The sequence below is a fragment of the Aquimarina aggregata genome (assembly GCF_001632745.1).
Lineage (GTDB): Bacteria > Bacteroidota > Bacteroidia > Flavobacteriales > Flavobacteriaceae > Aquimarina > Aquimarina aggregata.
Genome location: NZ_LQRT01000013.1, coordinates 583414 through 608946 on the forward strand (window position 1 = coordinate 583414; position 25533 = coordinate 608946).

Below are 25533 nucleotides of genomic sequence, written 5' to 3' on the forward strand. Positions count from 1 at the left end.
GTCTAGGCGTTATGTCCTTATTCTGGGATCAAGCCATCCATATATAATATCGACAAATATATTGATAAGTATAAACATAGTGGCTATAACTAATACAGAACCCATAATCACAGGAAGATCTAAAGTATTTAATGCATCAACAATTTCTTTTCCTAAACCGTTCCATCCAAAAATATATTCCACAAATACAGCACCTGCCAGCATTGATGCAAACCATCCTGATATGGCAGTTACTACAGGGTTTAAAGAGTTTTTTAATGTATGTTTTCTTATAATTTGAAACATTGAAAGTCCTTTTGCTTTTGCAGTACGTATATAATCTTGACTTAGAACTTCTAATAACGAATTACGCATTAATTGTGTTACCACCGCTAGTGGTCGAATACCAAGAACAATTGCCGGAAGAATTAAGTTTTTTAATTGAATGTAACTTCCTTCGCCAAAATCATCTACCTCATAAAGACTACCATTCATATTAAGATTAGTAAACTTATGCAAGACATATCCAAACAACCAAGCAAAAATAATGGAACTAAAAAACGAAGGAACACTCATTCCTAAAGTGCTTAATAACTGAATAAGTCTATCCATCCAGCTATCCTTATTTAAAGCACTAATAATTCCCAATAACACTCCAATAAAAATAGCAATAAGAATAGCTGAAACAGCTAAGACTGCCGTGTTTGGCAATGTCTCTTTAATCACATCACTCACTTTTTTTCCGCTTTTTTGAAAAGAATCTCTTAAATACGGAAATTTAAGAACCACAGCAGTATTACCAGTAATAAACAATGTACTTGCGGTATATTTTTTAGTATTCAGGTAAGAAAAATCATCTTTATCTAAACTATGAAAAGAAACTGGAGAAAGATCATTAACATAATAAGAATATTGTGATATTAAAGATTTATCAAAACCATACTTTTTTCTCACGTTATCTAATTGTTCTTTGCTTTCGTTTTGCCCCAACATCATTTGTGCAGGATCTCCTGGCAAAATTGTAAAAAGAAAAAAGATCACTGTTACCACTCCTAACAGAGTAAGTAATGCATATCCTATTTTATGAATTAGATAATTGAGCATTCTTTAATTTTTATAAAGAAAGATCGTCTGCATCATTCCAATGCAGCTTTTCTACAATTACACCTTTTTTAAGTTGCACTATCCCAGGGTTAGACCTAAGAATTGTCTTAAGAGCGGTCTCATCTGTAGTATAAAAATCGAAATTAAGATTGTATTTTGTTTTTACTTCTGACATTGCTTTAGGTGTTGAAGCTGTTAGTGCTATTACTTCATACCCTTTTGCTATAGCTTTATCTGTTGCTTCTTTGATTTCATGTAATCCTTCTGCTTCGCTTTTGGATAAATTATAGGTTACTATAACAATTAAGTTTTCTTTTCTCAAAAACTCGGTTGTATAATCCACACCTCCTTTTTCTATAGCAAAATCATGAATTGGTGGCTCATATCCCTCTTTAATTGTTTCGGTATCGACACTAATAAAAGTTCCATCTACTTTTGGATAGTCTCCTTTTGTCGTCACTATTTTCTCAGCACCATTTACTTTAAATTTCCAATGATAATCAAATTCAGCCTTAGGAGCATCTGCAGGCACTTTCATCCCTTCTTCTATATTTGTGCCTATTTTATAGGCTCTAAAATCTAATGCAGGCATATGCATCAATACGTGATAAGCAAAAGCCAAACAAGCTGTAAAAACTCCAAACACTATCCATTTATGAGCTGAAAGTGGATTAATAGGAGTTATGTATTTTCTTCCGACAAATAAAACAATAATTAATACCAAAAGAATAATATCTTTAGAGAAAGACTCCCAAGGTGTTAACGGTAACGCATCTCCAAAACAACCGCAGTCTGTAACTTTATTGAAATAAGCTGAATAAAAGGTTAAAAAAGTAAAAAATACAATCATTAACAATAATGACCATACTGTAAATTTGGGCAAATACCCTAAAATCAATGTTATACCTAATATTATTTCAAAAATCACTAAAAAGATGGCTATCAGTAACGCAAATGGTATAAGAAATTCTAAGTTAAGAACTCCTTCTCCAAAATATTCTTGAAGTTTATAAGAAAACCCCACAGGGTCATTTAGTTTTATAAATCCAGAAAACAGAAACAAAGCCGCTACAAATATTCTGGAAAACGTGACTAGTATTTTCATAGTATTAAATGATGATGTTTACTTTTAGTGCCTACAAGATAGTGACAGTTTAAATCTTATTACCTTTGGTTTAACAGTATTTTAAAATTCTAAGTTTATGCCTCTAAATGAATCATAGCAAATACTGCATAGTTAATCATATCTTGATAATTTGCATCGATTCCTTCGCTAACAAGCGTTTTTCCTTTGTTATCCTCTATTTGTTTTACCCTAAGTAGTTTTTGAAGAATTAAATCTGTTAAAGAACTTACTCTTAAGTCTCTCCATGCCTCACCATAATCATGATTCTTATTCATCATTAACTCTTTAGTGATCGCAATATGTTTATCGTATAATCGTGAGGCTTCTTCTGATGATAGATCTGGTTGGTCCGCAATTCCTTTTTCTATTTGTATCAAAGCCATAATACTATAGTTTATAATACCTATAAATTCGGAAGCTTCATCTTCGTCTACTTTACGAACATCATTTTCTTGTAAGCTTCTTATTCTTTGTGCTTTAATAAATATTTGATCTGTCAATGAAGGCAGTCTTAGTATTCTCCAAGCACTTCCGTAGTCCTTCATCTTTTTTATAAATAGATCACGACACACTGTAATTATCGTGTCATATTGTGTAGACGTATCTTGCATATAACTGTTCAATTTTGCGTAAATTTCGCTTTAATATGGGAATAAAACCAATTAAACGTTCAAATTTCCTGAAAAATACAAAATCTCTAAGATGACAATTAACTGCAATGGTTCTTTAATAGATTTATCAACCCCCAAAGTAATGGGGATTCTTAATATTACTCCTGATTCATTTTATGATGGTGGTCTTTATAAAAATGAAACTCAAATTTTAAACCAAACAGAAAAAATGCTTACTGCAGGGGCTACCTTTATAGATATTGGAGCCTATTCATCTAGACCAGGTGCTGATCACGTTTCTATCGAAGAAGAAAAAAACAGGATTTTGCCGATTGTTGAATTATTAGTTAACCGTTTTCCTGAAATCCTCCTTTCTATTGACACCTTCAGAAGTGAAATTGCCAAAAGTTGCATTAATTTGGGAGCCGCAATTATAAATGATATTTCTGGCGGAAGTCTAGATCCTGATATGATTTCTGTGGTGGGTGAATTGAAGGTTCCATATATCATGATGCATATGAAAGGGTCACCACAGACTATGAAAGATTTAGACCAATACGATGATTTGATTGGTGAAATGAATTTATATTTTGCAAAAAAAGTATTCGAAGCTAGAAAAAATGGAATTAATGATATCATTATTGATCCTGGATTTGGTTTCGCAAAAAACAGTACTCAGAACTTTAACCTTTTACAAAATCTTAAACTTCTAAAAGTTCAAGAATTACCAATTTTAGTAGGAGTTTCTCGAAAATCAATGATTTACAAAACTTTAAATATTAAAGCACATATGGCTTTAAATGGCACCTCAGTTTTAAACACTGTAGCTGTACTAAATGGAGCTTCTATCATAAGAGTTCATGATGTTAAAGAAGCAGTAGAATGCATCTCGTTATTAAACACATTAAAAGAAAGCAACTCATATAATTAACAAGCATAACAAGAATTCTTTATTAGACAATACAGCTTTTTAAAGTTTTCAAATCTAGGTTTTCACTAATTTTTCTATTTTTACAAAAACACCTGACATTTGGATTTAATCAATCTTAGAATACTTGATGTACTAGATATTGTATTAGTAGCTTTTCTACTATACTACATATACAAGTTGGTAAAAGGTACAGCAGCAATTAACATATTCATTGGTATAGTAATTATCTATTTGGTTTGGAAACTGACTCAGTTTCTTGCTATGGAAATGTTAAGTAGTGTACTTGGTGAGTTTATTGGCGTTGGTATGTTTGCTCTTATTGTTGTTTTTCAACAAGAAATCAGAAAGTTTCTTTTAATGATCGGATCTACTAATTTTGGAAGGAGACGTAAATTTTTACGCCAATTAAAATTTATTAGAGACACCCCAGAAGATAGCCTTACAAATATCAAAGCAATTATAGAAGCATGTAATAGCATGGGGAAAACTAATACAGGAGCTCTTATCGTTATCAAGAGAAATACTTCTTTAGATTTTGTAAAAACATCTGGTGATGAAATGAACATACAAGTAAACACACCTATTCTTGAAAGTGTTTTTTACAAAAATAGCCCACTGCATGATGGAGCAATGATTATTGAAGATAATCATATTGTTGCAACCCGGGTTATTTTACCTGTATCTAATAGTGATAGCATGCCTCTGCGATTTGGTCTACGACATAGAGCAGCCGTTGGCATTACAGAAAAGACAGATGCTTTAGCTCTTGTTGTAAGTGAAGAAACAGGTAAACTCTCTTATATAAAAAACGGAGAATTTGTTATCTATAAAACGCAAGAAGAAATAATAGAAAAAATAAAAAGGGATTTAACTTAATGAGTGACTTAATAACCGTTACCGATTGCAAAAATTGCGGACAACAAATAACAACCTATAATTTTTGCCCAGATTGTGGTGCAAAAAAAATTACTAAACGAATTACTTTTAAAAATCTAGTTTCTGATTTTGTAAATCGTTTTCTAAATGTAGATAACTCTTTTTTTAAAACATTTATTCACTTATTTTCAAAACCTGATGAAGTAATTGATGGATATATACACGGACTTAGAAAAAGATATATAAATCCTTTTAGTTATTTTGCACTTTCTATAACCATAACAGGGATATATTCTTTTCTTACAGAAAAGCGCTTGGAAGAATTAATGAATACTATTGATACACTTTCTAAAGAGCAGTTAGAAATACAACAAGCAGCTATGGATACTAGTTTTCAATATCAATCAATAATAAGTCTACTACTAATACCTATACTTGCTTTAATCTCAAGATTAGTTTTTGTTAATTATAAAAAATATAACCTCACAGAACATTTTGTAATCTATTTATATTCCTATTCTCACATTGTAGGTTTAATGACTATTCTTTTGTTACCAATAACTTTTTTATCTGATAGTATTATTACGATTACCATAGTACAATTTGTAGTTTACATAACATATATCGCATACGTTTTAAAACGACTTTATCAGATCAATCTCAAAAAAATTATTATAAAAACAATATTGTTTTTAATTCTAGGTGGGTTTCTATATATACTTATAGGAATAATTAGCTTTTTGGTAATGCTTATCAATGGCACATTCGAAATGCCAACAAAATAACTCCTCCTCCGTAGTAAAAGAAAAAAAAACTTACTCTGTAGTAGTGGCTGATGCAAATTGCACTTCATATAGGTTTCGATAATATCCATCGGTAATCTCAAGAAGTTCATTATGACTTCCTTGTTCTACGATCGTTCCCTGATCCATAACAATAATTTTATCTGCATTTTTAATAGTAGCCAACCTATGCGCAATTACGATGGAAGTTCTATCTTTTGTTATCTTATCTGTAGCATCTTGGATCAATTGCTCACTATGCGAATCTATTGAAGATGTAGCCTCATCAAGGACTAAAATTTCAGGATTAGAAACATAGGCTCTTAAGAAAGATATTAATTGTCTTTGTCCAGAAGATAACATTACTCCTCTTTCTTTCACATTATAATTATATCCTCCTGGAAGACTTGTTATAAAATCATGTATCCCTATTTCTCGAGCAGCCTGCTCTACTTTATCTTGAGAAATATTAGGGTTATTAAGTGTTATATTGTTAAGAATTGTATCCGCAAATAAAAATACATCTTGTAACACTACTGCAATATGATCTCTTAAACTTTTTAGTTTTATTGTTTTAATATCAGTATGATCTATAGCAATAACACCGCTGTCGATTTCATAAAACCTACTTAGTAAATTTATAATTGTAGATTTTCCTGCCCCTGTTGCTCCCACAATAGCGACAGTATCTCCTGACTTGACTTCTAAAGAGATTCCTTTTAAAACCTCCTCTCCTGGGATATAGCTAAATCGAACGTTATCAAAAGAAATATCTCCTTTAACATGTATTAATTCTTCTTCTCCATTATCTTCAATTACCGATTGAGTATCTAGTACAGCAAAGACTCTATTTGCAGCAACCATTCCCATTTGTAATGTATTAAACTTGTCGGCAATTTGGCGTAACGGTCTAAATAAAATTTGAGATAATTGTATGAACTCTATAACAAGACCTAATGTCATCCCGTCTACTTGTGCCGCCTTTAATCCTCCATACCAAACTATAAGCCCTATAACAATAGAGCTAGCCATCTCTGCAATAGGAAAAAATATAGAATTATACCAAACTGTTTTTATCCAACCTTTTTTATGTTTTTCATTAATCTTTTTAAAATTAGCATACTCCGTTTCTTCTCTTGTAAAAAGCTGTACTATTTTCATTCCTGTAATACGCTCCTGCACAAAAGAGTTCAAATTTGAAACCTGAGTTCTTACTTCCTCGAAAGCAGCTTTCATTTTTTTCTGAAATACTCTTGTTGCATACACGATAAGCGGTAAAACAGCAAAAACCAATAAGGTAAGCTCCCAACTTTGATATGCCATATACCCAAGTATCGCAAGCATTTTAAGAAGATCACTTATAATCATAAATAATCCCTGACTAAAAATACTAGCAATAGTTTCGATATCACTTACTGCTCTAGTAACCAAACGCCCAACAGCTGATTTATCATAATACTGTTTTTTAAAGCCAAGCATATGTTTAAAAAGCTTGACCCTAATATCCCGAATAACTTCTTGACCAAGCCAATTCGCAAAATAAATAAACAGAAATTGCGAAATAACATCTACTACTAAAAAGACCAACATTAATGTAATATAATACACTAATAAATCACCGTTTTTAGGTGTTATTGTCTTATCTATAACTTGTTTAAGAAGGTAAGGATTAACGATAGATAATGCCGCAAGTAAAATTGCCGAAAACGCAACAAAGTAAAAAGTCAGACGATAAGGATTTGTATATGTAATCAATCGTCTAAACAAACTAAAATCAAAAGCTTTTCCACTCTTTCCCGCCATCTATTTTGTATATATTGTTTTAGGATAATCTACCTTTGTTAAGTATAAACCGTGTGCGGGTACAGAATAGCCTGCCTGTCCGCGATCTTCACTTTTAATAATCCTTATTAAATCTTCTTTAGTCAATTTATGTTCTCCTATTTCGATAAGGGTTCCGACAATTGCTCTTACCATATTTCTTAAGAAACGATTTGCCGAAATTTTGAAAACAAGTTGATCTTTATCTTTCTCCCAAATCGCATTTGTAATGGTACAATTATACGTTTTTACATCGGTTTTGGACTTACTGAAGCATTTAAAATTCGTATAGTTTAACAGTAATTTAGCAGCTTCATTCATTAGATCCAGATCCAATGGTTTCTTTATATAGTAAGATCTTTTAATTTCAAAAGGATCTTTTTCTAAAGTAACAAAATATTCATAGGATCTACTTAATGCATCAAATCTTGCATGTGCATTTTCTTTCACACTTCGCACACACCGGATAGCTATCTCCGAAGGCAAGACCGAATTAAGTTTATACTTCAAAACATCATATTCCAATTTTCCTGCAAAATCAAAATGAGCCATAATTTGTTTTGCATGCACCCCAGTATCTGTTCTTCCGGCGCCTACAATTACAATTTTGGCTCTTAAAATTAAGGATAAAGCATCTTCTAAAACTTCTTGAACTGAAATCGCATTAGGTTGACGTTGCCAACCATGATATAAAGTTCCGTTATAAGAAAGTTCTAAAAAATATCTCAAATCAATAGCTTATTTTTGCAGTCAAATAGATCGCAAATATACTTTTTATAATACAGATGTGTATAACGTTCTATCCTCAGTTTTCTTATTACAGTATAAATTATTCTTATAAAATATTTGTGAAAAAAATTCTTCTATTAAGCGATACACATAGTTATATTGATGATCGCATATTACACTACTGCAAAGAGGCTGACGAAGTCTGGCATGCAGGCGATATTGGTGACTTAAAAGTAACCGATGCCATTGAAGCTATAAAGCCTCTAAGAGCCGTATTTGGAAATATTGATGACGAAAAGGCCAGAGTTACTTTTCCTTTACATCAACGATTTACATGCGAAGACGTTTCTGTATGGATCACTCATATTGGTGGGTACCCCCCAAAATACAATAGTACTACTCGAGATGAAATTAAGACTAATCCTCCTAAACTGTTTATTTGCGGTCACTCACATATCTTGAAAGTGATTCCCGACAAAAGCAATGGCGTATTACATATGAACCCAGGAGCTGCCGGAAAACATGGATTTCACAAAAAAAGAACCATGTTACGATTCAGTTTAAATGCAGGTAATATTGAAAATCTTGAGGTTATAGAACTAGGGCAAAAATAAAACCCGAAGTTGGCATACTTCGGGTTTTAACGCACTAATACTACTAAGATTTTAGGTTTATCGTAATCGGTCTACAGATTTTACGAGATCCTCATCCTTTTTAATAGCCTTATTGGCTATCACTAATAAAACGATAGAAATAATAGGAATCAACATCCCAATACCTTTCTCAGAAACCATAGTTTCTCCAGATACCGTTAGCGACCAATAAACAAATACTCCTAGTAAAATAAAGTTTAATAAGATATTGATACGCCCCAACACAAATTGAAGCTGTCTTTTTTTAAATAAAAATATAGAAATCAAAGATAAAATAGCAGATCCTATAAACATTCCTATTACCATAGGCTTCTGTATAGCAAACAAAGGATTCCCATCTGAACCTATGGCAAATGGCACATATAAACAAAGAACTCCTGATAATACAGCAGCCAATAACAGATAAATAGTTTGAACTCTTTGGATCATTAATTTTTTCTTAGAGAAAAGCAAAAATAAGAGTTTCTTTTCATAAATATGTGCAAAAAATAAAAATAAAGTCGTATACTTGCAGCACAAAACATGTAACCTCTTCAATTTTAGGTTACTTACCTTCAAAATAAAATTTTCCTAGAATTCTTCTTTTGAAAATTTATATCAAAACGTAAATTATATAACAAATTTAAATGTTAGAGATTTCTGAATTAAAAGCGAAAAAGCTTCCTGAGTTACAGGAGATTGCAAAAGCCCTTAATGTACCTAAATATCGTACATTAAAAAAACTTGACCTTGTATACCAAATACTAGATCACCAGGCCGCAAACCCTGATAAACTAAAAACGACTACAATGGAGAAATCTCCAGAAAAAAAGTCTCCAGAAAAAAAATCCCCAGAAAAAGCCGCTCCGGTAAAAAAGAATCCAGACGCCCGTCAAAGGAGACCAAGAACCAGAAAAAATGATGGCCCTCGTACCGCGAGTACACACAATCAACCAGAAGTAAAGACGCCACAAGAAAACAAGACAGTAGATACATCTTCGACTAAAACCGAAGATACTACCAAAAATAATAGTCTCGAAAAAACGTCTAAAAAGGAAGATCACAAAGAGACTAACAAACCTCAACACAATAAAGAGGACAAAAGAGACAATAACAGAAGTAGAAATAACGATAAGTCTCAACAAAACAAAAACAGAAATAACAACAACAAAAAGGAAAACGGAAACAGGGATAACAGAAACCGTTATAAAGAACCTGATTTCGAATTTGATGCTATAATACAAAGTGAAGGTGTCCTAGACACTATGCAAGATGGATATGGTTTTTTACGTTCAAGTGACTACAACTATCTTTCTTCTCCTGACGATATATATGTATCGCAGTCTCAAATAAGACTTTTTGGCTTAAAAACCGGAGATACTGTTTTAGGACAAGTAAGACCTCCTAAAGAAGGAGAGAAATACTTTCCTTTAATAAAGGTGAACAAAATTAATGGACTTGATCCACAAGTCGTTAGAGATAGAGTTTCTTTTGAACATTTAACGCCTTTATTTCCGCAAGAAAAATTTAACCTAGCAGAAAGACAAAGTACAATATCTACAAGAATAATGGATTTGTTTGCCCCAATCGGGAAAGGGCAGCGTGGTATGATTGTATCACAACCCAAAACAGGTAAAACTATGTTACTTAAGGATGTTGCTAATGCTATAGCAGCAAATCATCCAGAAGTATACCAAATGATACTTCTTATAGATGAAAGACCTGAAGAAGTTACAGATATGCAACGAAATGTTAAAGGAGAGGTAATCGCCTCTACTTTTGACAAAGAAGCAAATGAGCACGTAAAAGTTGCCAATATTGTGCTTGAAAAAGCCAAAAGACTTGTAGAATGCGGACATGACGTAGTGATCTTACTTGACTCTATCACAAGACTTGCAAGAGCATACAACACTGTACAACCCGCAAGTGGAAAGATTTTAAGTGGTGGAGTTGACGCAAATGCGCTACACAAACCTAAACGTTTCTTTGGAGCTGCACGTAATATCGAAAATGGAGGTTCTCTTACGATAATTGCAACTGCACTTACCGAAACCGGATCAAAAATGGACGAAGTTATTTTTGAAGAATTTAAAGGTACTGGTAACATGGAACTTCAATTAGATCGTAAAATTTCTAATCGTAGAATCTTCCCTGCCATTGATCTTACGTCATCTAGTACACGTAGGGATGATATATTACTTGATGAAACAACTATCCAAAGAATGTGGGTAATGCGCAAATATCTTGCCGACATGAACCCTGTAGAAGCTATGGAATTCATTAACGAACGCTTCAAGCAAACACGCAATAATGATGAATTTTTGATTTCGATGAACGGATAAAAAAATAAATTTTAATAAATATCAAAATGGCTACCTATGCAGGTAGCCATTTTATTTTGCAGTTCTTTAAGATAATCTATTTTGCATCTTGTTAAATTTACAATTCATAAAAAACTGTGAAAGTTTTTCAGAAAGAAGTTGACCAATCAATAAAATTTAAATAAGAATAATGAAAAAAATAGCATACATAATATTGACTGCAGCTTTTATATTAACTAGTTGCCAAAGCAATAGTCAATCCGCTACGAACAAAAATAACAACACTCAAAACATAGAACCTGTTCAAGTTGAATCTACGGATGGATTAGAAAGGGCATATTTCGCTAGTGGATGTTTTTGGTGTGTAGAAGCAGTTTATGAAAGCGTTAAAGGAGTTAAAGAGTCAATATCTGGTTATTCTGGAGGACACACCCAAAATCCTACATACCAATCCAGTAACACCGGAAGAACAGGTCACGCTGAAGCTGTAGAAATTATTTATGACCCTAAAATCATATCCTTCGCCACTCTGGTAGACGTATATTTTGGATCTCAAAATCCGACGCAAATCAATGGACAAGGACCTGACCATGGTTCACAATATCGATCCATCATTTTTTATCAAAATGAAGATCAGAAAAAAGTAATAGAAGAAAAGAAAACCGCCCTAGCCAAAAAACTGAATCGAAGAATTGCTGCAGAAATACTTCCATTTCAAAAATTTTGGAAAGGCGAAGGTTATCATCAGGATTATGAAAAAAGAAATCCTGGAAATCCATATATACGTAATGTATCTATTCCCAGACTACTAAAATTTCAAAAAAACTTCCCTGAACTTATCAAAGAAAAACATTAAAAGAATTCTCAATTAGCCAAATTGTATACAAAACGAGAGTTTAACCTCACACACTAAGGTTAAACCCTCGTTTTTCTACTTTTCAACTACACTTCGGCTAGAACCGACAGAAATCTCTAAAAAAAACTTAAATATCGGTTATAATACACATAAAAATCGATGAAAAACACAAAATAAAGAGTAAAAATTATTTTTTTTATAGAAATAAAATGAAAAGATGTTGTGTTTTTAATATTAAAACATTACTTTTGAATCTGATTTAATGGTTTTCTTTTCAGTATTTTAAGCTTAATTATTAAAGTTTTACTAAAGAAAAAATAATGTAAAGCACTGAAAAACAATAAATTAAATCTAAAAACGTTCATTTAAAATAATGCTATTCACTTCCTAAACTCAAAACGTTTGTTTAGGCAGAAAATGACACTAAACTTAGTTTGGCATCTTTTTTGAATTGCATTTTTTGACGGAAAAACACTTAATATTTGTGTTTAAATTTTAATTAGTAACTAATTATTATTGAAATTAAATTATAACCCAATCTACTTAAAACAAGAGATTATGAAATCAATTTTTACATTTATTCTGCTTTTGGTGATTACCTTTTCTGCTCAGGCTCAGTCCGAGCAGTACTTAATGTCTGCTCAGAAACTAGAAGTACGAAGTGGTCCTGGTCTAAACTTTAATACCATTGCTGAAGTTCCTCAAGGAACTCAAGTATATGTGATGAGTTCAAACTACGGTGACTGGAGTGCTATTCAGTTTAAGAGTATGAACGGATTTGTTCTTACAAATCGTTTAACACAAGATAGTACAATTGCAGATGCAGAAAAAGCTGCTAGAGAAGCTGAGGCTAAGAAAGCAGCGGCAGCGGCAGCAGCTAAAGCGGCAATCGCAAGAGCACAAGCAGCAAAAAGAGCAGCTGAAGAAGCAGCAAGAATTGCTTTTGCTGAAGCTGAACGTTTAACAAGAGAAGCACAAGCTACAGCAGCTAAGGCAGCAGCAGATGCAGACGCAGCGAAGAGATCGAAAACTGCAGCAGAAAGAAAAGCTTTGGCAGATACCGAAGAAACAAGGAAAGCTTTAGAACTAGCTAGACAACGTGCGGCTAAAGGAAATACTGGAATTTCTGCTCCTATAGAATCTACTACAGCTTCTGCAGGTGCTAATTCTGGATCTAGTGCTCCAAAGGCAGCACCAATATCGGTAACTAGAGAAGATAAATATTCTAGTTGGGAAAAGAAAACATATAAATCGGGTGCAACTCCGAAATCATTTAACTTTAAAGGTAAGTTCGACTATAAGTTAGACAACTACTTAAAAATTAAAGTTGGAAAAAACACAGAACTTGTTGCTAAACTTTACAAAATGGGTCAAACTAGTAAGGATGATCAGTTAGTACGAGTTGTATATATCAATTCTAACACTACTCAGTTTATTAGAAATATACCTGAAGGTGAGTATTATCTAAAAATTGCATACGGTAAAGTATGGAAAGAAACCATGAAAGATGGTAAAAGATTTGGTACTTTTACACAAAACGCGTTATACGAGCAAGTACAATCTGTACTAGACTTCAACACTGTTAAAACAAGTAAAGGTATTAATGTACCTTCTTACAACTTATCACTTGACTTATTGCCTAGTGGTAATGGGTATGCTACAAACAATGGAGAAGGTATTTCTGCAGATAAGTTTAACGATAACTAATATCACAAAACAAAAAATAACAACATACATATAATCACCAAATTATAAATGTAACAAAATAGCTAGGACTGTATAGTCCTAGCATTTTTGGTTTAATACTTTTTACAGTTAGTTTTTTTAATTAATTTAAAAGGAGTATATAAAAACAAAGCCTGAGAATTTAAAATTCTCAGGCTTTGTTTTTATTGTATTTATTTGGTTCTGTTTATTTTTTTATCTTAATATTAGTGCATTACTTTAAATATAACAAACAAGGACAACTACTATTTAGACACACTATTACGATGTCTTTCTCTTGCCAATAAAGTATTTTTTAATAACATTGCAATCGTCATTGGCCCCACACCGCCCGGAACTGGAGTTATAAATGAAGCTTTCTTACTCACATTATCATAGTCTACATCTCCAACAATCTTATATCCTCTTGGTCTTGATTCATCAGGGACTCTAGTAATACCAACATCTATAATAACTGCATCATCCTTAACCATTTCTGCCTTAAGAAAATTGGGAACGCCTAATGCTGAAATTACTATATCAGCCTGTGAAATAATCTGCGTAATATTTTTGGTATGACTATGTGTTAATGTTACTGTAGAATTTCCTGGCCAACCTTTTCTTCCCATCAAAATGCTCATAGGCCTCCCCACAATATGACTTCTTCCAATAACAACGGTATGCTTACCTTTGGTATCTACATCATATCGTTCTAACAATTCAAGGATTCCAAATGGTGTAGCAGGTATAAAAGTAGACATATCTAGTGCCATTTTACCAAAATTCATTGGATGAAAACCATCTACATCCTTATCTGGATCCACAGCTAAAAGTACTTTTTGAGTATCAATTTGAGGAGGTAATGGTAACTGAACTATAAAACCGTCAATATCATTATCTTCATTCAACTCTTTGATTTTAGCCAGCAATTCAACTTCACTAGTTGTACTAGGCATTTTTACAAGAGTTGACTCAAACCCAACACGCTCACAAGATTTAACTTTACTACCTACATAAGTTAAGCTTGCACCATCATTACCCACTAAAACTGCAGCCAAATGAGGAACTTTCTCTCCTCGTTTCTTCATTTTTTGAACTTCGGCAGCAATTTCATCTTTTATATCATTGCTTACTTTTTTTCCATCTAATATTTCCATTCCCCTAAATTAATATGCTTTATAAAGTTAAGTTATTATTTGATTATCTCATTTTCCCCATCATCTGCATCATCTTCTTACCGCCACCGCCTTGCATCATTTTCATCATCTTACTCATTTGATCAAATTGTTTTAACAATTGATTAACTTGTTGAATAGAGGTTCCCGAACCTTTACCAATTCGTTTTTTCCTGCTTGAATTAATAATTTGTGGCTTAGCCCTTTCTGCTGGTGTCATTGAATGAATAATAGCTTCGATATGCTTAAAGGCATCATCATCAATATCCATATTTTTCATCATCTTTCCTGCCCCAGGTATCATTCCGACAAGGTCTTTCATGTTCCCCATCTTTTTAATTTGTTGAATCTGCTTTAAGAAATCATCAAATCCAAACTGATTTTTTGCGATTTTCTTTTGAAGTTTTCTTGCTTCTTCTTCATCAAACTGTTCTTGAGCTCTTTCTACTAAGGATACAACATCCCCCATTCCCAGTATACGATCTGCCATACGAGAAGGATAGAAGACATCAATTGCTTCCATTTTCTCTCCTGTACCTATAAATTTTATAGGCTTATTAACTACAGATTTTATCGATATCGCAGCTCCTCCTCTTGTATCTCCGTCTAGTTTTGTTAAAATAACACCATCAAAGTTAAGAACATCATTAAAGGCTTTTGCAGTATTTACCGCATCTTGACCTGTCATAGAATCAACAACAAAAAGTGTTTCGTTAGGAGTAACTGCTTTATGAATGTTAGCTATTTCGGTCATCATAGCTTCATCAACTGCTAAACGACCGGCAGTATCAATAATAACCACATTAAATCCATTTGCCTTAGCATGAGCGACACCTGCTTTTGCTATTGCTACAGGGTCGTTATTTCCTCTATCACTAAAAACCTCAACATTTATTTGCTCTCCAACAATATGTAATTGGTCGATCGCTGCAGGCCTATATACATCACAAGCTACAAGTAATGGTTTTTTTGTCTTTTTAGTTACTAAAAAATTAGCAAGTTTACCAGAAAAAGTAGTTTTACCAGAACCTTGTAACCCCGACATTAAAATTACCGAAGGTGTGCCTGATAAATCAACTCCCGCAACATCTCCACCCATTAATTCGGTAAGCTCGTCTTTTACTAGCTTAACCATCAACTGACCAGGTTTTAGACTTTTTAATACATCTTGACCTAGGGCTTTCTCTTTAACTCGTGCTGTAAAATCTTTTGCTATTTTATAGTTTACATCGGCATCAACAAGGGCTCTACGAACCTCTTTAAGTGTCTCGGCAACATTTATTTCTGTAATCTGACCGTGACCTTTAAGAATATGTAAGGCCTTATCTAACTTATCACTTAAATTATCAAACATAATGTGTTCTGTTTTGAAAAAAAACTATCTTCATCGATAGATAGCTGCAAATTTAAGAATTTGAAGTGTATAAATAAAGAATGGATTTATAGAATTATATAATAGTTCGTTAGTACCAAAAAACCACTTGTCAGAACTAAATAAGTTAGCTCTAGCAAGTGGCTTTATTCATAATCCAAAGATTATTATCCTTATATTTTACTTACAACTAGATAGAAGATGGTAATAAAACTCCTTTGATCACATGTATAATTCCATTTGAAGCTTCAATATCTGCAATAGCTACTTTAATTTCATGATTTAAAAGCACGTTTCCTCTAGATGTCATTTCTATTGTAACTTCTTCTCCTTGTACAGTAGTTACTGTTTGACCTGCAACCAATTCTTCTGCGGTGAATCTTCCTGATACTACATGATATAGTAATACTTCTTTTAGTGCATCTCCGCTAGGAATAGCATCCAGTGCTAAAAAGGCATTATTAGTTGGCGCAAACACAGTGAAAGGACCGTCTCCATTTAATGTTTCTACTAGTTCAGCAGCTTGTAATGCTCCCACCAAAGTTGATAACTCAGGAGTATTTACTGCTATTTCAACAATAGATGATAATCCAGGAGCAGGTAATAGAACACCTTCTATAACGTGAACTATTCCATTAGATGCCTCCACATCTGCCAAAGCCACTTTTATATTTCCGTTAAGCAACACATCTCCTTCTTCATTCATTTCAACACTAACTTCATCGCCCTGTAACGTAGTAACCGTTTGCTTTTGAAGTAAATCTTCGGCAGTAAATTTCCCTGCCGCTACATGATACAATAACACTTCTTTTAATGCATCGCCATCAGGAATAGTCTCTAGTGCTGCAAATGCATCATTCGTCGGAGCAAAAACAGTAAAAGGTCCATCACCACTAAGTGCATCTACTAGGTCTGCTGCTTGCAACGCCGTTACCAAAGTTGATAATTCTGGAGTATTTATTGCTATTTCAACGATAGACTGTAAATCTTCTGTTGGCAGTAAAACACCTTCAATGACGTGGATAATACCATTAGAGGCTTCGATATCTGCTATTGCTACTTTTATATTTCCGTTAAGTAACACATTTCCTGATTCATCAATCTCAATACTTACCTCATCTCCTTGAAGTGTAGTAACAGTTTGTTTTTGCAGTAGATCTTCGGCTGTAAATTTTCCTGCGGCAACATGATACAACAATACTTCTTTTAATGCATCTCCACTAGGAATAGTCTCTAGTGTTGCAAATGCATCATTAGTTGGGGCAAAAACAGTAAAAGGTCCGTCACCACTAAGTGCCTCAACTAATTCTGCAGCCTGCAATGCTCCTACTAAAGTCGATAACTCTGGCGTATTTACCGCTATTTCAACAATACTTTGAAGCGTTTCAAAAGAGGGTGGTAAAAGTACTGCGTCTATAACTTGAATAACACCATTTGAACCACCAATATTTGCTGAAAGTAGTTTAACCGTATCATTAATTACAATTTCATTATTATCGTTAAGACTTACTTTAATATTTTCTCCTTGAAGAGAAGCGACCATTTCTTCTTGCAGCAATTGTGAGGTATTAAATCTTCCACTTGCTACATGATACAATAAAATCTCTTTTAAAGTTTCGGCCCCTGGAATTGTTTCTAATGCCGCAAAAGCATCATCTGTTGGTGCAAACACTGTAAATGGCCCAGCTCCTGTTAATGGTTCAACCAATTCAGTAGCTTGTAGTGCTCCTACTAACGATGTAAACCTACCATCTTCAACAATTAATTCAACAATTGTTTTGTCTGGAAAAGTAGCTTCTGTTAATTCTGCAGTCCACAGACCCCTACCTATTCCTCCAGAAGTAAATAATCTAAAACCACCCTGAATGTTTCCGTTATCTCCTACTCTTCCTACACCAAATATTAAATCTCTACCAGGTGGATTAATAATTAAATATACGATTCCGTCACTTACAATTGCACCACGAGTTCTTGCTTTGGTACCATCAGGTAATACCAAATCCCCTCTAACAATTGTAAAACTTGCATGATAAAGTGTAAAATTCAGATTTAGTTCTCCAGCTATTTCAGAACCTTCACCTTGTCCATTTGTAACTGTAGCCGAGAAATCATAAACTCTTCTCTCTCTACTTATATCAAAACCAAAATTCTTACCTTCTTCAACTCTAAACTCTCCTTCGATTGGACTTTGTGTCATTTTGTCAATGGCATCAAAACTAATTATAGGGGATTCTTTAAATTCCTGAACCTCTTGTTCTGGAAGGACTTCGGATCCATCATCATTTTGACAGGACACAAAAAAGTTCATAAAAAATAGGCATAAGAAGGGTACCGTTAACCTTTTGATTAGCGTTTTCATTATAGTAAAGTTTTAAAAATTAGTATGTAAAAATTGTGTGATAAGAATAAATCTGAGCTACCGTTAAACTAAACGTAGCATGAGAACAACGATAGCTCAGAAAATTATTTTGGGGAGAAACTTTATAGTATTACATCATTGGTAATAATACTTGATCAATAACATGTATTACTCCATTAGCAGCTTGTACATCTTCGACTACAATATTACTAGCTGTCATATTTGTTGCTCCTGTTACAGTTGCTGGCATTGCCGTTAAAGTAATATCACCGTTTAATGTTGTGGCAGTTGGAGTAGCGGCCAACATATCAGAAGTTACATTTGCTCCTGCGACTACGTGATGATTTAAAACTCCAGCCAAAACAGTTTCATCTGTTGGCACTGTAATAGCTGCAAAGGCATCATTAGTCGGTGCAAATACTGTAAAAGGCGCTGGGTCTGTTCCTAAACCAGTACTTAGCACTGCCGCAAAATCGGTGGTTGGCGTTAACGTTGTAAGTGCCGAAACTAAAGTTGAAAATGTATCTGTATCTGCCGTAGCAAAAGTCACCACTGTAGGTAGCGTTATTACTGTGTTTACTTTATGAATCACCCCATTACTAGCTATAGCATCTGCTGTTGTAACAGTAGAATTTCCATTAAAAGTAACTCCACTACTAGTATTAATATATATACTTAAATTTTTATCCGTATCACCATATGTGGCAAGAGTTTTAGCATAAGAAGTAGATAAGCCTGTTGAAAGATTTACTCCAGCAATAACGTGATTTAATAAAATTTGTTCTAATGTTTCAACTGCTAAGCCTGAAATATCTCCTAAATTAGTAAAAGCAGTATTATCAGGTGCTAGCAGTGTTAGATTACTATCTGCTGCACTTAAGACTGCTGCAAAATCAGTATCAAACCCTGTAGTCGTTGTAGCAACTGTAGCTAATGTGCTTAAGTCTGGATCATTTGCCGCAAATGTAAGCATTGTTGGCACTGGAATTACTTTATCTACTGCATGGATAACACCATTAGATTGATCGATATCTGCTGTTGTAACTGTCGCAACTCCATTAATTACTACTCCGCTAGAAGTATTAATATACGAGCTCATATCTGCAAGGTTAAGAAAGTATCCTGTTGATAATTGTGCTGAAGTTATTTCAGACCCGATAACATGATTAAGTAATATTGGCGTTAATTGTTCTTTGGTAGCTGTTTCTAATGTTAAGCCATTTGCAGTTAGGAACTCATCAAAAGCGGCATTGTTTGGAGCGAATACAGTAAAATTGCCACTTCCGGATAGTGTTGCCACTAATTCTGCTTTTTCCAGAGCAGCTAGTAAAGAACTATAATCTGCATTTGCAGCTACGAATTCTGCTATTGTTGTTGTTGCAGGGGGAAATGAAGTATCATCATCATCACTACAAGAAATAAGTGTAGTAACAAATAAAGCAACTAAAACTGTTCTAAAAAGGTTTTTAAATTTCATGGTGTTTGTATTTATTGTTTGGTGATTAAACAACTCAATCAAAAAAACTCTAACCCTCACTTTGGACTTTAGCATTTTTTTAACTTTTTGTTTAATCTTTTAAAATATTTGTTAAACAAAAAAAACCATCCTATTTAATGAATGGCTTCTTTGTATTTAGTAATGATTTCATTGTATCATCTAGTATCATTTTCATCACAAGCACTAGCTACTCTTAAAATATTCGATAGCAGTTCACTATTATGTTGCGCACCTATATTTTGACCGTTATGTAAAAGTAAACTTATTGGGTAATTAATACTTACTGATACATTCTCATCTACGTTTTCCATAAAATTAAACATATTCGCATCATGATCTATTTTAACCGAGCTCATTATATTTGATCTACTGTTAAAAGTAGATAATTGAATAGGATATACGAAATCTATACACTCAATATCATCATCATCTTCATTTCGACAACTGTCTCCAAAAGTAGAAAGTTCGCTATCATTTCTAATCACACGTTGCGTATGATCTGCTAGTGTTATCGTAACTGGGTATTTAATTTCTACTACATCTATATTAGAAATTCCCTGATAATCGCTTATACCGTTAATTTCACGTTCATTTCCACCAAGCATGATGGTGTAAGGTATATTAATGCTGAAACAATTAGCATTATCTACAATGTCATCAAAAGACCCATCATGAATAACCATATTTTTCATAAGATTAGCTAATTGCGAATCTTTTGGTATTCTATTATCCTCATTAGGGTCAATGAATTCTTTTTCCTCTTTTTGGCAGGAAACTATTGACATTATAATTAACAAAAAACATAAAATCTTCCTCATTTTTTTACTTTTTTTTCCAATACTTGTGTATGTAAAACAATATACAAGATAAAATTCCTACTTGTAAATACATTTTTTTTTAATTTTAACAAAAATAACTACAAATGCCAAAAGATTTATTTGAAGATGTATGTGATGAAAAGTTGTTTTCTGAGCTTTTTAAAAAACATGCTACAGAGCTTCATGATTTTATTTATTATAAATATGGGCAACATATAGATCCTAAGGACAAAGTACAAGAGGCATTTATAAAGCTTTGGGACAATTGTAAAAAAACTTCGCTACAAAAAGCAAGAAGCTTTCTTTTTACAGTCGCTAACAACCTTACTTTAAATCAATTAAAGCATAATAAGGTAAAAATAAAATTCCAACAGTCAGAATATAACGACAGAACCAATATCAACCCCGAATTCGTACTTGAAGAAAAAGAATATCTTCAAAAATATCAAAATGCTCTGGCTAATTTAACCGAACCACAACGTGTTGCATTTTTGTTAAACAGAATTGAAGGTAAAAAACATAAGGAAATAGCCGAATTATTAGGGATTTCTAGAAAAGCAGTTGAAAAAAGGATTTATGGAGCATTAGAAAAACTTCGTAAAGAAATTGATGGTATATAGAAAAGTCAAATAATTCTATCTAACTAGAAATATGATAAAATGGAAAAACAAGAAATAATTTCAGGTGCCAGGGTAGGAATTTTAACACGACAATTGTTATATAGATAGAAATCTTGCTATGAAAAAGAAAGATCTCATACGAAAGTGGTTGGATAATGACCAATTAACTTCATTAGAATCAGAGGCGTTTAAAAATTTAGACGCCTATGATTCTTATATTAAAATTGCTCAAACAGCAAAAAACTTTAAAGCTCCTAATTACGACCTTGATAGTAATTTAAAAGAATTAACTTCTAAAATTTCAGATCGTAAAACAGAACATAACTCTCTTTTTAACAGAAATATGATGATGAGGGTTGCAGCGATTTTAGTGTTAGGATTCGGAATTTACTTTTCTTTTTTCTATTCTTCACAAACAGTTATTAAAACCTTAGCAGGTCAAAAAACTTTAATTGATTTACCCGATGGAAGTACCGTGAATATAAACGCGCTTTCATCTATACAATATCAAAAAGAGGAATGGCAGAATAACCGATTAATAGTTTTAGAAGGCGAGGCATATTTTGATGTTGCTAAAGGCAAAAAGTTTGATGTACAAACTGATACTGGTATTATTTCTGTACTTGGAACGGAGTTTAACATCAAACAGAGAGAAAACTATTTTGAAGTGGTATGCTACGAAGGGTTAGTAAGTGTATTACACAAAGGTAACACAACTAAACTGCCTGCTGGTAATGTCTTTAAAGTGATCCAGAATCGAACTTTAAATGAAACCACTTCATTACTAAAACCCAAGTGGATAGAAAACAATAGTACTTTTACTAGTGTTCCTTATAAATACATATTGAAAGAGTTTGAAAGACAGTATAATGTGACGATTACAGCAAAAAATATTGATCTTAATAAACTTTTTACGGGCAATTTTGTACATTCAAATATTCAAACCGCAATACAATCTATTACTATACCTATGCGTTTGGATTATACAATTAATGACAACAACATAACCCTATATTACAAAGAGTGATCAAAATCAAAGTCACAACATTATTTATTTTTCTTTTATTTTTTTTAAATCAGGTATATTCTCAATCTGATAATATTACTGTGCCTTTGAGCATCATATTAGATGAAACACAAAATAAATTTGATTGTAACTTTACTTATTTAGACAAAGATGTATCTGGATTACGACTTAAAAAACCTTCTGACACCTTAAATTTACAAAAGACGATAGCATATTTAAGATACAATACCCCCCTAAATTATACTTTCTTAAATGACAATACTATTGTACTAAGTCTTACGAAAAACACACAAAACGTTTGTGGAACTCTGAAATCACTTTATAAAGATGAAATTCTAGCAAATGCATCAATACAAATTAATGATGATCTTTTTATTAGTAATGCTAAGGGAGAATTTTCAATCCCCGTTAAAAACCCAAACGACTACATAAAAATTTCTTTTGTAGGTTTCAAAACATTAAAAATTCTTGCTAAAGAGCTTTTAGGAACTCCCTGCAAAACTGTTCAATTAATACCCGAAATTCAATATTTAAACGAAGTAGTTTTAAATGATTATCTGGTCAAGGGTATTGCAAGAAATCCAGATGGCTCTATAGTTATTGATTATACAGACTTTGGTTTACTTCCTGGATTAATAGAGCCTGATTTATTACAAACAATCCAGGCCTTGCCTGGTATTATTAGTGTTGAAGAAACTGTATCTGATATTAATGTTCGAGGAGGTACCAATGATCAAAATCTTATTTTATGGGACGGAATCAAAATGTATCAATCTGGTCATTTTTTTGGCTTAATCTCTGCATTTAACCCATATCTTACCAAAAACGTTCAACTAACAAAGAACGGTTCTAGTTCAAGCTATGGAGATGGTGTATCTAGTGTTATTGCGATGAACACTACTAATGAAATCAATCAAGACTTTGATGCAGGACTAGGTATAAATATGATTAGCGCAGATGGTTTTATAGATACTCCTATTGGTAAAAAATCATCACTACAATTATCCGCCAGAAAATCTATTAGCGAAATTGCAGAAACACCAACATATGAACAATTTTTTGACAAAGCTTTTCAGGATTCTGAAGTAGTAAACAGTTTAAATACTGATGAAAAATTTTCTTTTTATGACACTAGCCTACGATGGCTGTATCAATTCACTCCCAAGGATTTAATTAAAGTAAATGGATTGATTATTAGAAATGATTTAGGCTTTCAAGAAAATGCAATAATTAATGAAACTAACATTAGTCGAGAAAGTACTGTAAAACAAAATAATAGCGCAGCCAGTATCATGTATGAAAGAAACTGGACAGATGCTTTTAAAAGTGAACTTCTTATTTATGGAACAAATTATAAGTTAGAAGCCATTAACTCTGATATTATAAATAATCAACGATTACAGCAAGAAAATGAAGTTTTAGAAAGTGGCATTAAGTTGAATACAATGGTTATTTTAAATTCAAATGTTCATCTTAAGTCTGGCTATCAATTTAACGAAACAGGTATTTCTAATCTTCGTGATGTAAATAATCCAACTTTCAGGGATTTAATCAAAGAAGTCATTAGAACAAATAGTATTTTTTCTGAAATTGCATTTAAATCTAAAAATGCAAGCACTTATTTAAATATCGGAGCCCGTCTAAACCATTTTGACAAGTTTGGTGCTTTTCGGTTAGAACCTCGTATAGGTTTTAATCATAGATTTACTAATCATCTAAGTTTAGAATTTTTAGGAGAACTAAAAAGTCAAGTAACTTCACAAATTATAGAATCACAAAATGACTTTTTAGGAATAGAAAACAAAAAATGGGTGCTTTCAAATAATGATAACATTCCTATATTAAAAAGCCAACAGACTTCTTTAGGGTTAAGTTATAAACATAATAACTGGTTAATCAGCGCCGACAGTTACTACAAAAAAGTAGATGGTATTATTGCTCAGAGTCAAGGGTTTCAAAATCAACTTGAATTTGCCGATGATCATGGTAATTATATTGTAAAAGGAGTCGATTTTTTGATTAATAAAAGATTTGCAAAATTTAGCACTTGGTTAAGCTATTCTTATGCCGATAACCAATATGAGTTTAATCAACTTAGTGAACAAAGTTTTCCTAATACAATTGATATTACACATAATCTTAATATTGCATTAGCTTATACTAATGAAAATCTAAAAATCTCTTCTGGTATAAATTGGCATAGTGGTAAACCTACCACACGCCCTATTATCGATAACCCAATAGATCCGCAAGGCAATATTAATTATGAACACCCTAATAGTGATACATTAACTGATTACTTTAGGTGGGATGTATCAGCTACTTACAATTTTAAATTTTCTTCAAAAGTTAGCGGCAATATGGGATTATCTATCTGGAATATTTTAAGTCAAGAAAATATTGTAAACAACTACTATAGAATTGATTCTGAAAACAGAGTAAGAGAAATCCAAGAACGAGGACTTGGGTTTACTCCAAATGCAGTACTAAGGATTAATTTTTAAATATGTTTTACACCACTATAGCTTACTATTTCTTCTCCACCCACAACTTTTACTGCATTTTTAATAATTTCAAATCCATTTTTCTCGAAAAAATGACGAGTCAATAAGTTAATTTGGGTTGTTAGCGTTTTAATATTTGCTTCTTTAGCGACTTCTTCAATGGTTGCATACAAATCCTTTGCAATACCTTGTCCTTGATAACGTTGATGAACAAAAACATATTCTATAGTTCCAGAAGTATCCATAGAAAAAGATCCTATAATTTCACCATTTAATTTAGCATTATAAACAAAAGCATTAGCAAACTTTTTCAACCAATACCCTTTATTGGTAGCTAAACGAGAATAAACTTTAATTTCTGCTTTAGTAAATATCTTAGAACCATAGGTAGTCACCGTTTGATAAAACAAACGTTGCATAAGTGATAAATCATTATCGGTCGCTTTGGTTATTTGATACTTCATCCAGTTATTACTCCCGCTTAAAACTATATATTAAAATACCGATAACAATAGTTTTGTATATGCATAGACTTTTTCTTTGATACTTTATATTTCTAACAAGATATTAGAAAAAAAACTAGTATACACAAAAAAATCACATAAATTTCTTATTGAATCGTCGATGAAATTAACAAAAAATCGACAAAATACATAATTCCGTTTCTAAAATATATTAACATTCAAAA

General features: G+C 32.6%; 22 protein-coding genes. 10 read left to right on the top strand and 12 right to left on the bottom strand.

The features are described 5' to 3' along the window. Positions 1 to 9 precede the first annotated feature (9 nt). The 3 genes from AWE51_RS13865 to AWE51_RS13875 form a co-directional block, all read right to left on the bottom strand. Complete coding sequence (locus AWE51_RS13865; RefSeq protein WP_066314394.1) at positions 10 to 1083, bottom strand: ABC transporter permease; 1074 nt, start codon at positions 1081 to 1083, stop codon at positions 10 to 12. A gap of 10 nt (positions 1084 to 1093) precedes the next feature. Continuing rightward, on the bottom strand, positions 1094 to 2188 hold the full coding sequence (locus AWE51_RS13870; protein WP_066314396.1) for a BT_3928 family protein: 1095 nt from the start codon (positions 2186 to 2188) through the stop codon (positions 1094 to 1096). Between the two features lie 95 nt (positions 2189 to 2283). Beyond that, positions 2284 to 2820: a DUF1599 domain-containing protein gene (locus AWE51_RS13875; protein WP_066314397.1), complete on the bottom strand. Its 537-nt coding sequence runs from the start codon at positions 2818 to 2820 to the stop codon at positions 2284 to 2286. Positions 2821 to 2911: 91 nt separating this feature from the next. Here AWE51_RS13875 and folP point away from each other — a divergent pair, with 91 nt between their 5' ends. The 3 genes from folP to AWE51_RS13890 all read left to right on the top strand — a co-directional run bounded on the left by folP (position 2912) and on the right by AWE51_RS13890 (position 5412). After that, on the top strand, positions 2912 to 3751 hold the full coding sequence (gene folP / locus AWE51_RS13880; RefSeq protein WP_066314398.1) for a dihydropteroate synthase: 840 nt from the start codon (positions 2912 to 2914) through the stop codon (positions 3749 to 3751). 99 nt (positions 3752 to 3850) lie between these two features. After that, positions 3851 to 4627, top strand: a complete 777-nt coding sequence (gene cdaA / locus AWE51_RS13885; protein ID WP_066314400.1) for a diadenylate cyclase CdaA — start codon at positions 3851 to 3853, stop codon at positions 4625 to 4627. Next, positions 4627 to 5412 carry a DUF3667 domain-containing protein gene (locus tag AWE51_RS13890; RefSeq protein WP_066314402.1) on the top strand — a complete coding sequence of 262 codons (786 nt, stop codon included), beginning with the start codon at positions 4627 to 4629 and terminating at the stop codon, positions 5410 to 5412. The genes cdaA and AWE51_RS13890 overlap by 1 nt, the downstream gene beginning before the upstream one ends. Before the next feature lie 30 nt (positions 5413 to 5442). On the opposite strand, the gene AWE51_RS13895 is transcribed toward AWE51_RS13890, so the two are convergent. Further along, positions 5443 to 7212 carry an ABC transporter ATP-binding protein gene (locus tag AWE51_RS13895; RefSeq protein WP_066314403.1) on the bottom strand — a complete coding sequence of 590 codons (1770 nt, stop codon included), beginning with the start codon at positions 7210 to 7212 and terminating at the stop codon, positions 5443 to 5445. Further along, positions 7213 to 7959, bottom strand: coding sequence for a tRNA pseudouridine(38-40) synthase TruA (gene truA, locus AWE51_RS13900; RefSeq protein ID WP_066314405.1), 747 nt, complete (start codon positions 7957 to 7959; stop codon positions 7213 to 7215). Between the two features lie 119 nt (positions 7960 to 8078). On the opposite strand from truA, the gene AWE51_RS13905 reads away from it, so the two are divergent. Continuing rightward, complete coding sequence (locus AWE51_RS13905; protein ID WP_066314406.1) at positions 8079 to 8573, top strand: metallophosphoesterase family protein; 495 nt, start codon at positions 8079 to 8081, stop codon at positions 8571 to 8573. Between the two features lie 57 nt (positions 8574 to 8630). Here the strand turns inward: AWE51_RS13905 and AWE51_RS13910 are convergent, their stop codons facing one another. Then, positions 8631 to 9041, bottom strand: a complete 411-nt coding sequence (locus AWE51_RS13910) for a DUF4293 domain-containing protein (protein ID WP_066314408.1) — start codon at positions 9039 to 9041, stop codon at positions 8631 to 8633. A gap of 197 nt (positions 9042 to 9238) precedes the next feature. Between AWE51_RS13910 and rho the strand changes: the two genes are divergently transcribed. The 3 genes from rho (at position 9239) to AWE51_RS13925 (ending at position 13475) form a co-directional block, all read left to right on the top strand. Beyond that, positions 9239 to 10933, top strand: a complete 1695-nt coding sequence (gene rho / locus AWE51_RS13915) for a transcription termination factor Rho (protein ID WP_066314410.1) — start codon at positions 9239 to 9241, stop codon at positions 10931 to 10933. 169 nt (positions 10934 to 11102) lie between these two features. Continuing rightward, positions 11103 to 11768, top strand: coding sequence for a peptide-methionine (S)-S-oxide reductase MsrA (gene msrA / locus AWE51_RS13920; RefSeq protein WP_066314411.1), 666 nt, complete (start codon positions 11103 to 11105; stop codon positions 11766 to 11768). A gap of 558 nt (positions 11769 to 12326) precedes the next feature. After that, on the top strand, positions 12327 to 13475 hold the full coding sequence (locus tag AWE51_RS13925) for an SH3 domain-containing protein (RefSeq protein ID WP_066314413.1): 1149 nt from the start codon (positions 12327 to 12329) through the stop codon (positions 13473 to 13475). A 263-nt stretch (positions 13476 to 13738) separates the two neighbouring features. Here the strand turns inward: AWE51_RS13925 and AWE51_RS13930 are convergent, their stop codons facing one another. The 5 genes from AWE51_RS13930 to AWE51_RS13950 all read right to left on the bottom strand — a co-directional run bounded on the left by AWE51_RS13930 (position 13739) and on the right by AWE51_RS13950 (position 20694). Next, positions 13739 to 14629 (bottom strand): bifunctional 5,10-methylenetetrahydrofolate dehydrogenase/5,10-methenyltetrahydrofolate cyclohydrolase, encoded by an 891-nt coding sequence (locus AWE51_RS13930; protein ID WP_066314414.1) that lies wholly within the window; start codon positions 14627 to 14629, stop codon positions 13739 to 13741. 43 nt (positions 14630 to 14672) lie between these two features. After that, the gene (gene ffh, locus AWE51_RS13935; RefSeq protein ID WP_066314415.1) at positions 14673 to 16001 is read right to left on the bottom strand and encodes a signal recognition particle protein; all 1329 of its coding nucleotides are present in this window, start codon (positions 15999 to 16001) and stop codon (positions 14673 to 14675) included. Between the two features lie 208 nt (positions 16002 to 16209). Further along, positions 16210 to 18378, bottom strand: a complete 2169-nt coding sequence (locus tag AWE51_RS13940; RefSeq protein ID WP_082832440.1) for a fasciclin domain-containing protein — start codon at positions 18376 to 18378, stop codon at positions 16210 to 16212. Positions 18379 to 18508: 130 nt separating this feature from the next. Then, positions 18509 to 19855 (bottom strand): fasciclin domain-containing protein, encoded by a 1347-nt coding sequence (locus tag AWE51_RS13945; protein WP_066314418.1) that lies wholly within the window; start codon positions 19853 to 19855, stop codon positions 18509 to 18511. Positions 19856 to 20031: 176 nt separating this feature from the next. Beyond that, on the bottom strand, positions 20032 to 20694 hold the full coding sequence (locus tag AWE51_RS13950; protein ID WP_157766100.1) for a hypothetical protein: 663 nt from the start codon (positions 20692 to 20694) through the stop codon (positions 20032 to 20034). Positions 20695 to 20798: 104 nt separating this feature from the next. On the opposite strand from AWE51_RS13950, the gene AWE51_RS13955 reads away from it, so the two are divergent. The 3 genes from AWE51_RS13955 to AWE51_RS13965 all read left to right on the top strand — a co-directional run bounded on the left by AWE51_RS13955 (position 20799) and on the right by AWE51_RS13965 (position 24845). Beyond that, on the top strand, positions 20799 to 21314 hold the full coding sequence (locus tag AWE51_RS13955; protein ID WP_066314421.1) for an RNA polymerase sigma factor: 516 nt from the start codon (positions 20799 to 20801) through the stop codon (positions 21312 to 21314). A gap of 118 nt (positions 21315 to 21432) precedes the next feature. Next, entirely contained in the window at positions 21433 to 22341 is a 909-nt protein-coding gene (locus tag AWE51_RS13960) for a FecR family protein (RefSeq protein WP_066314423.1), read from the top strand. After that, on the top strand, positions 22338 to 24845 hold the full coding sequence (locus AWE51_RS13965; RefSeq protein ID WP_066314424.1) for a TonB-dependent receptor: 2508 nt from the start codon (positions 22338 to 22340) through the stop codon (positions 24843 to 24845). Before AWE51_RS13960 ends, AWE51_RS13965 begins: the two co-directional genes overlap by 4 nt. Here AWE51_RS13965 and AWE51_RS13970 read toward each other — a convergent pair. Next, a complete protein-coding gene (locus AWE51_RS13970; RefSeq protein WP_066314426.1) occupies positions 24842 to 25309 on the bottom strand; it encodes a GNAT family N-acetyltransferase in 468 nt (155 codons plus the stop codon). The genes AWE51_RS13965 and AWE51_RS13970 overlap by 4 nt on opposite strands. Positions 25310 to 25533 lie beyond the last annotated feature (224 nt).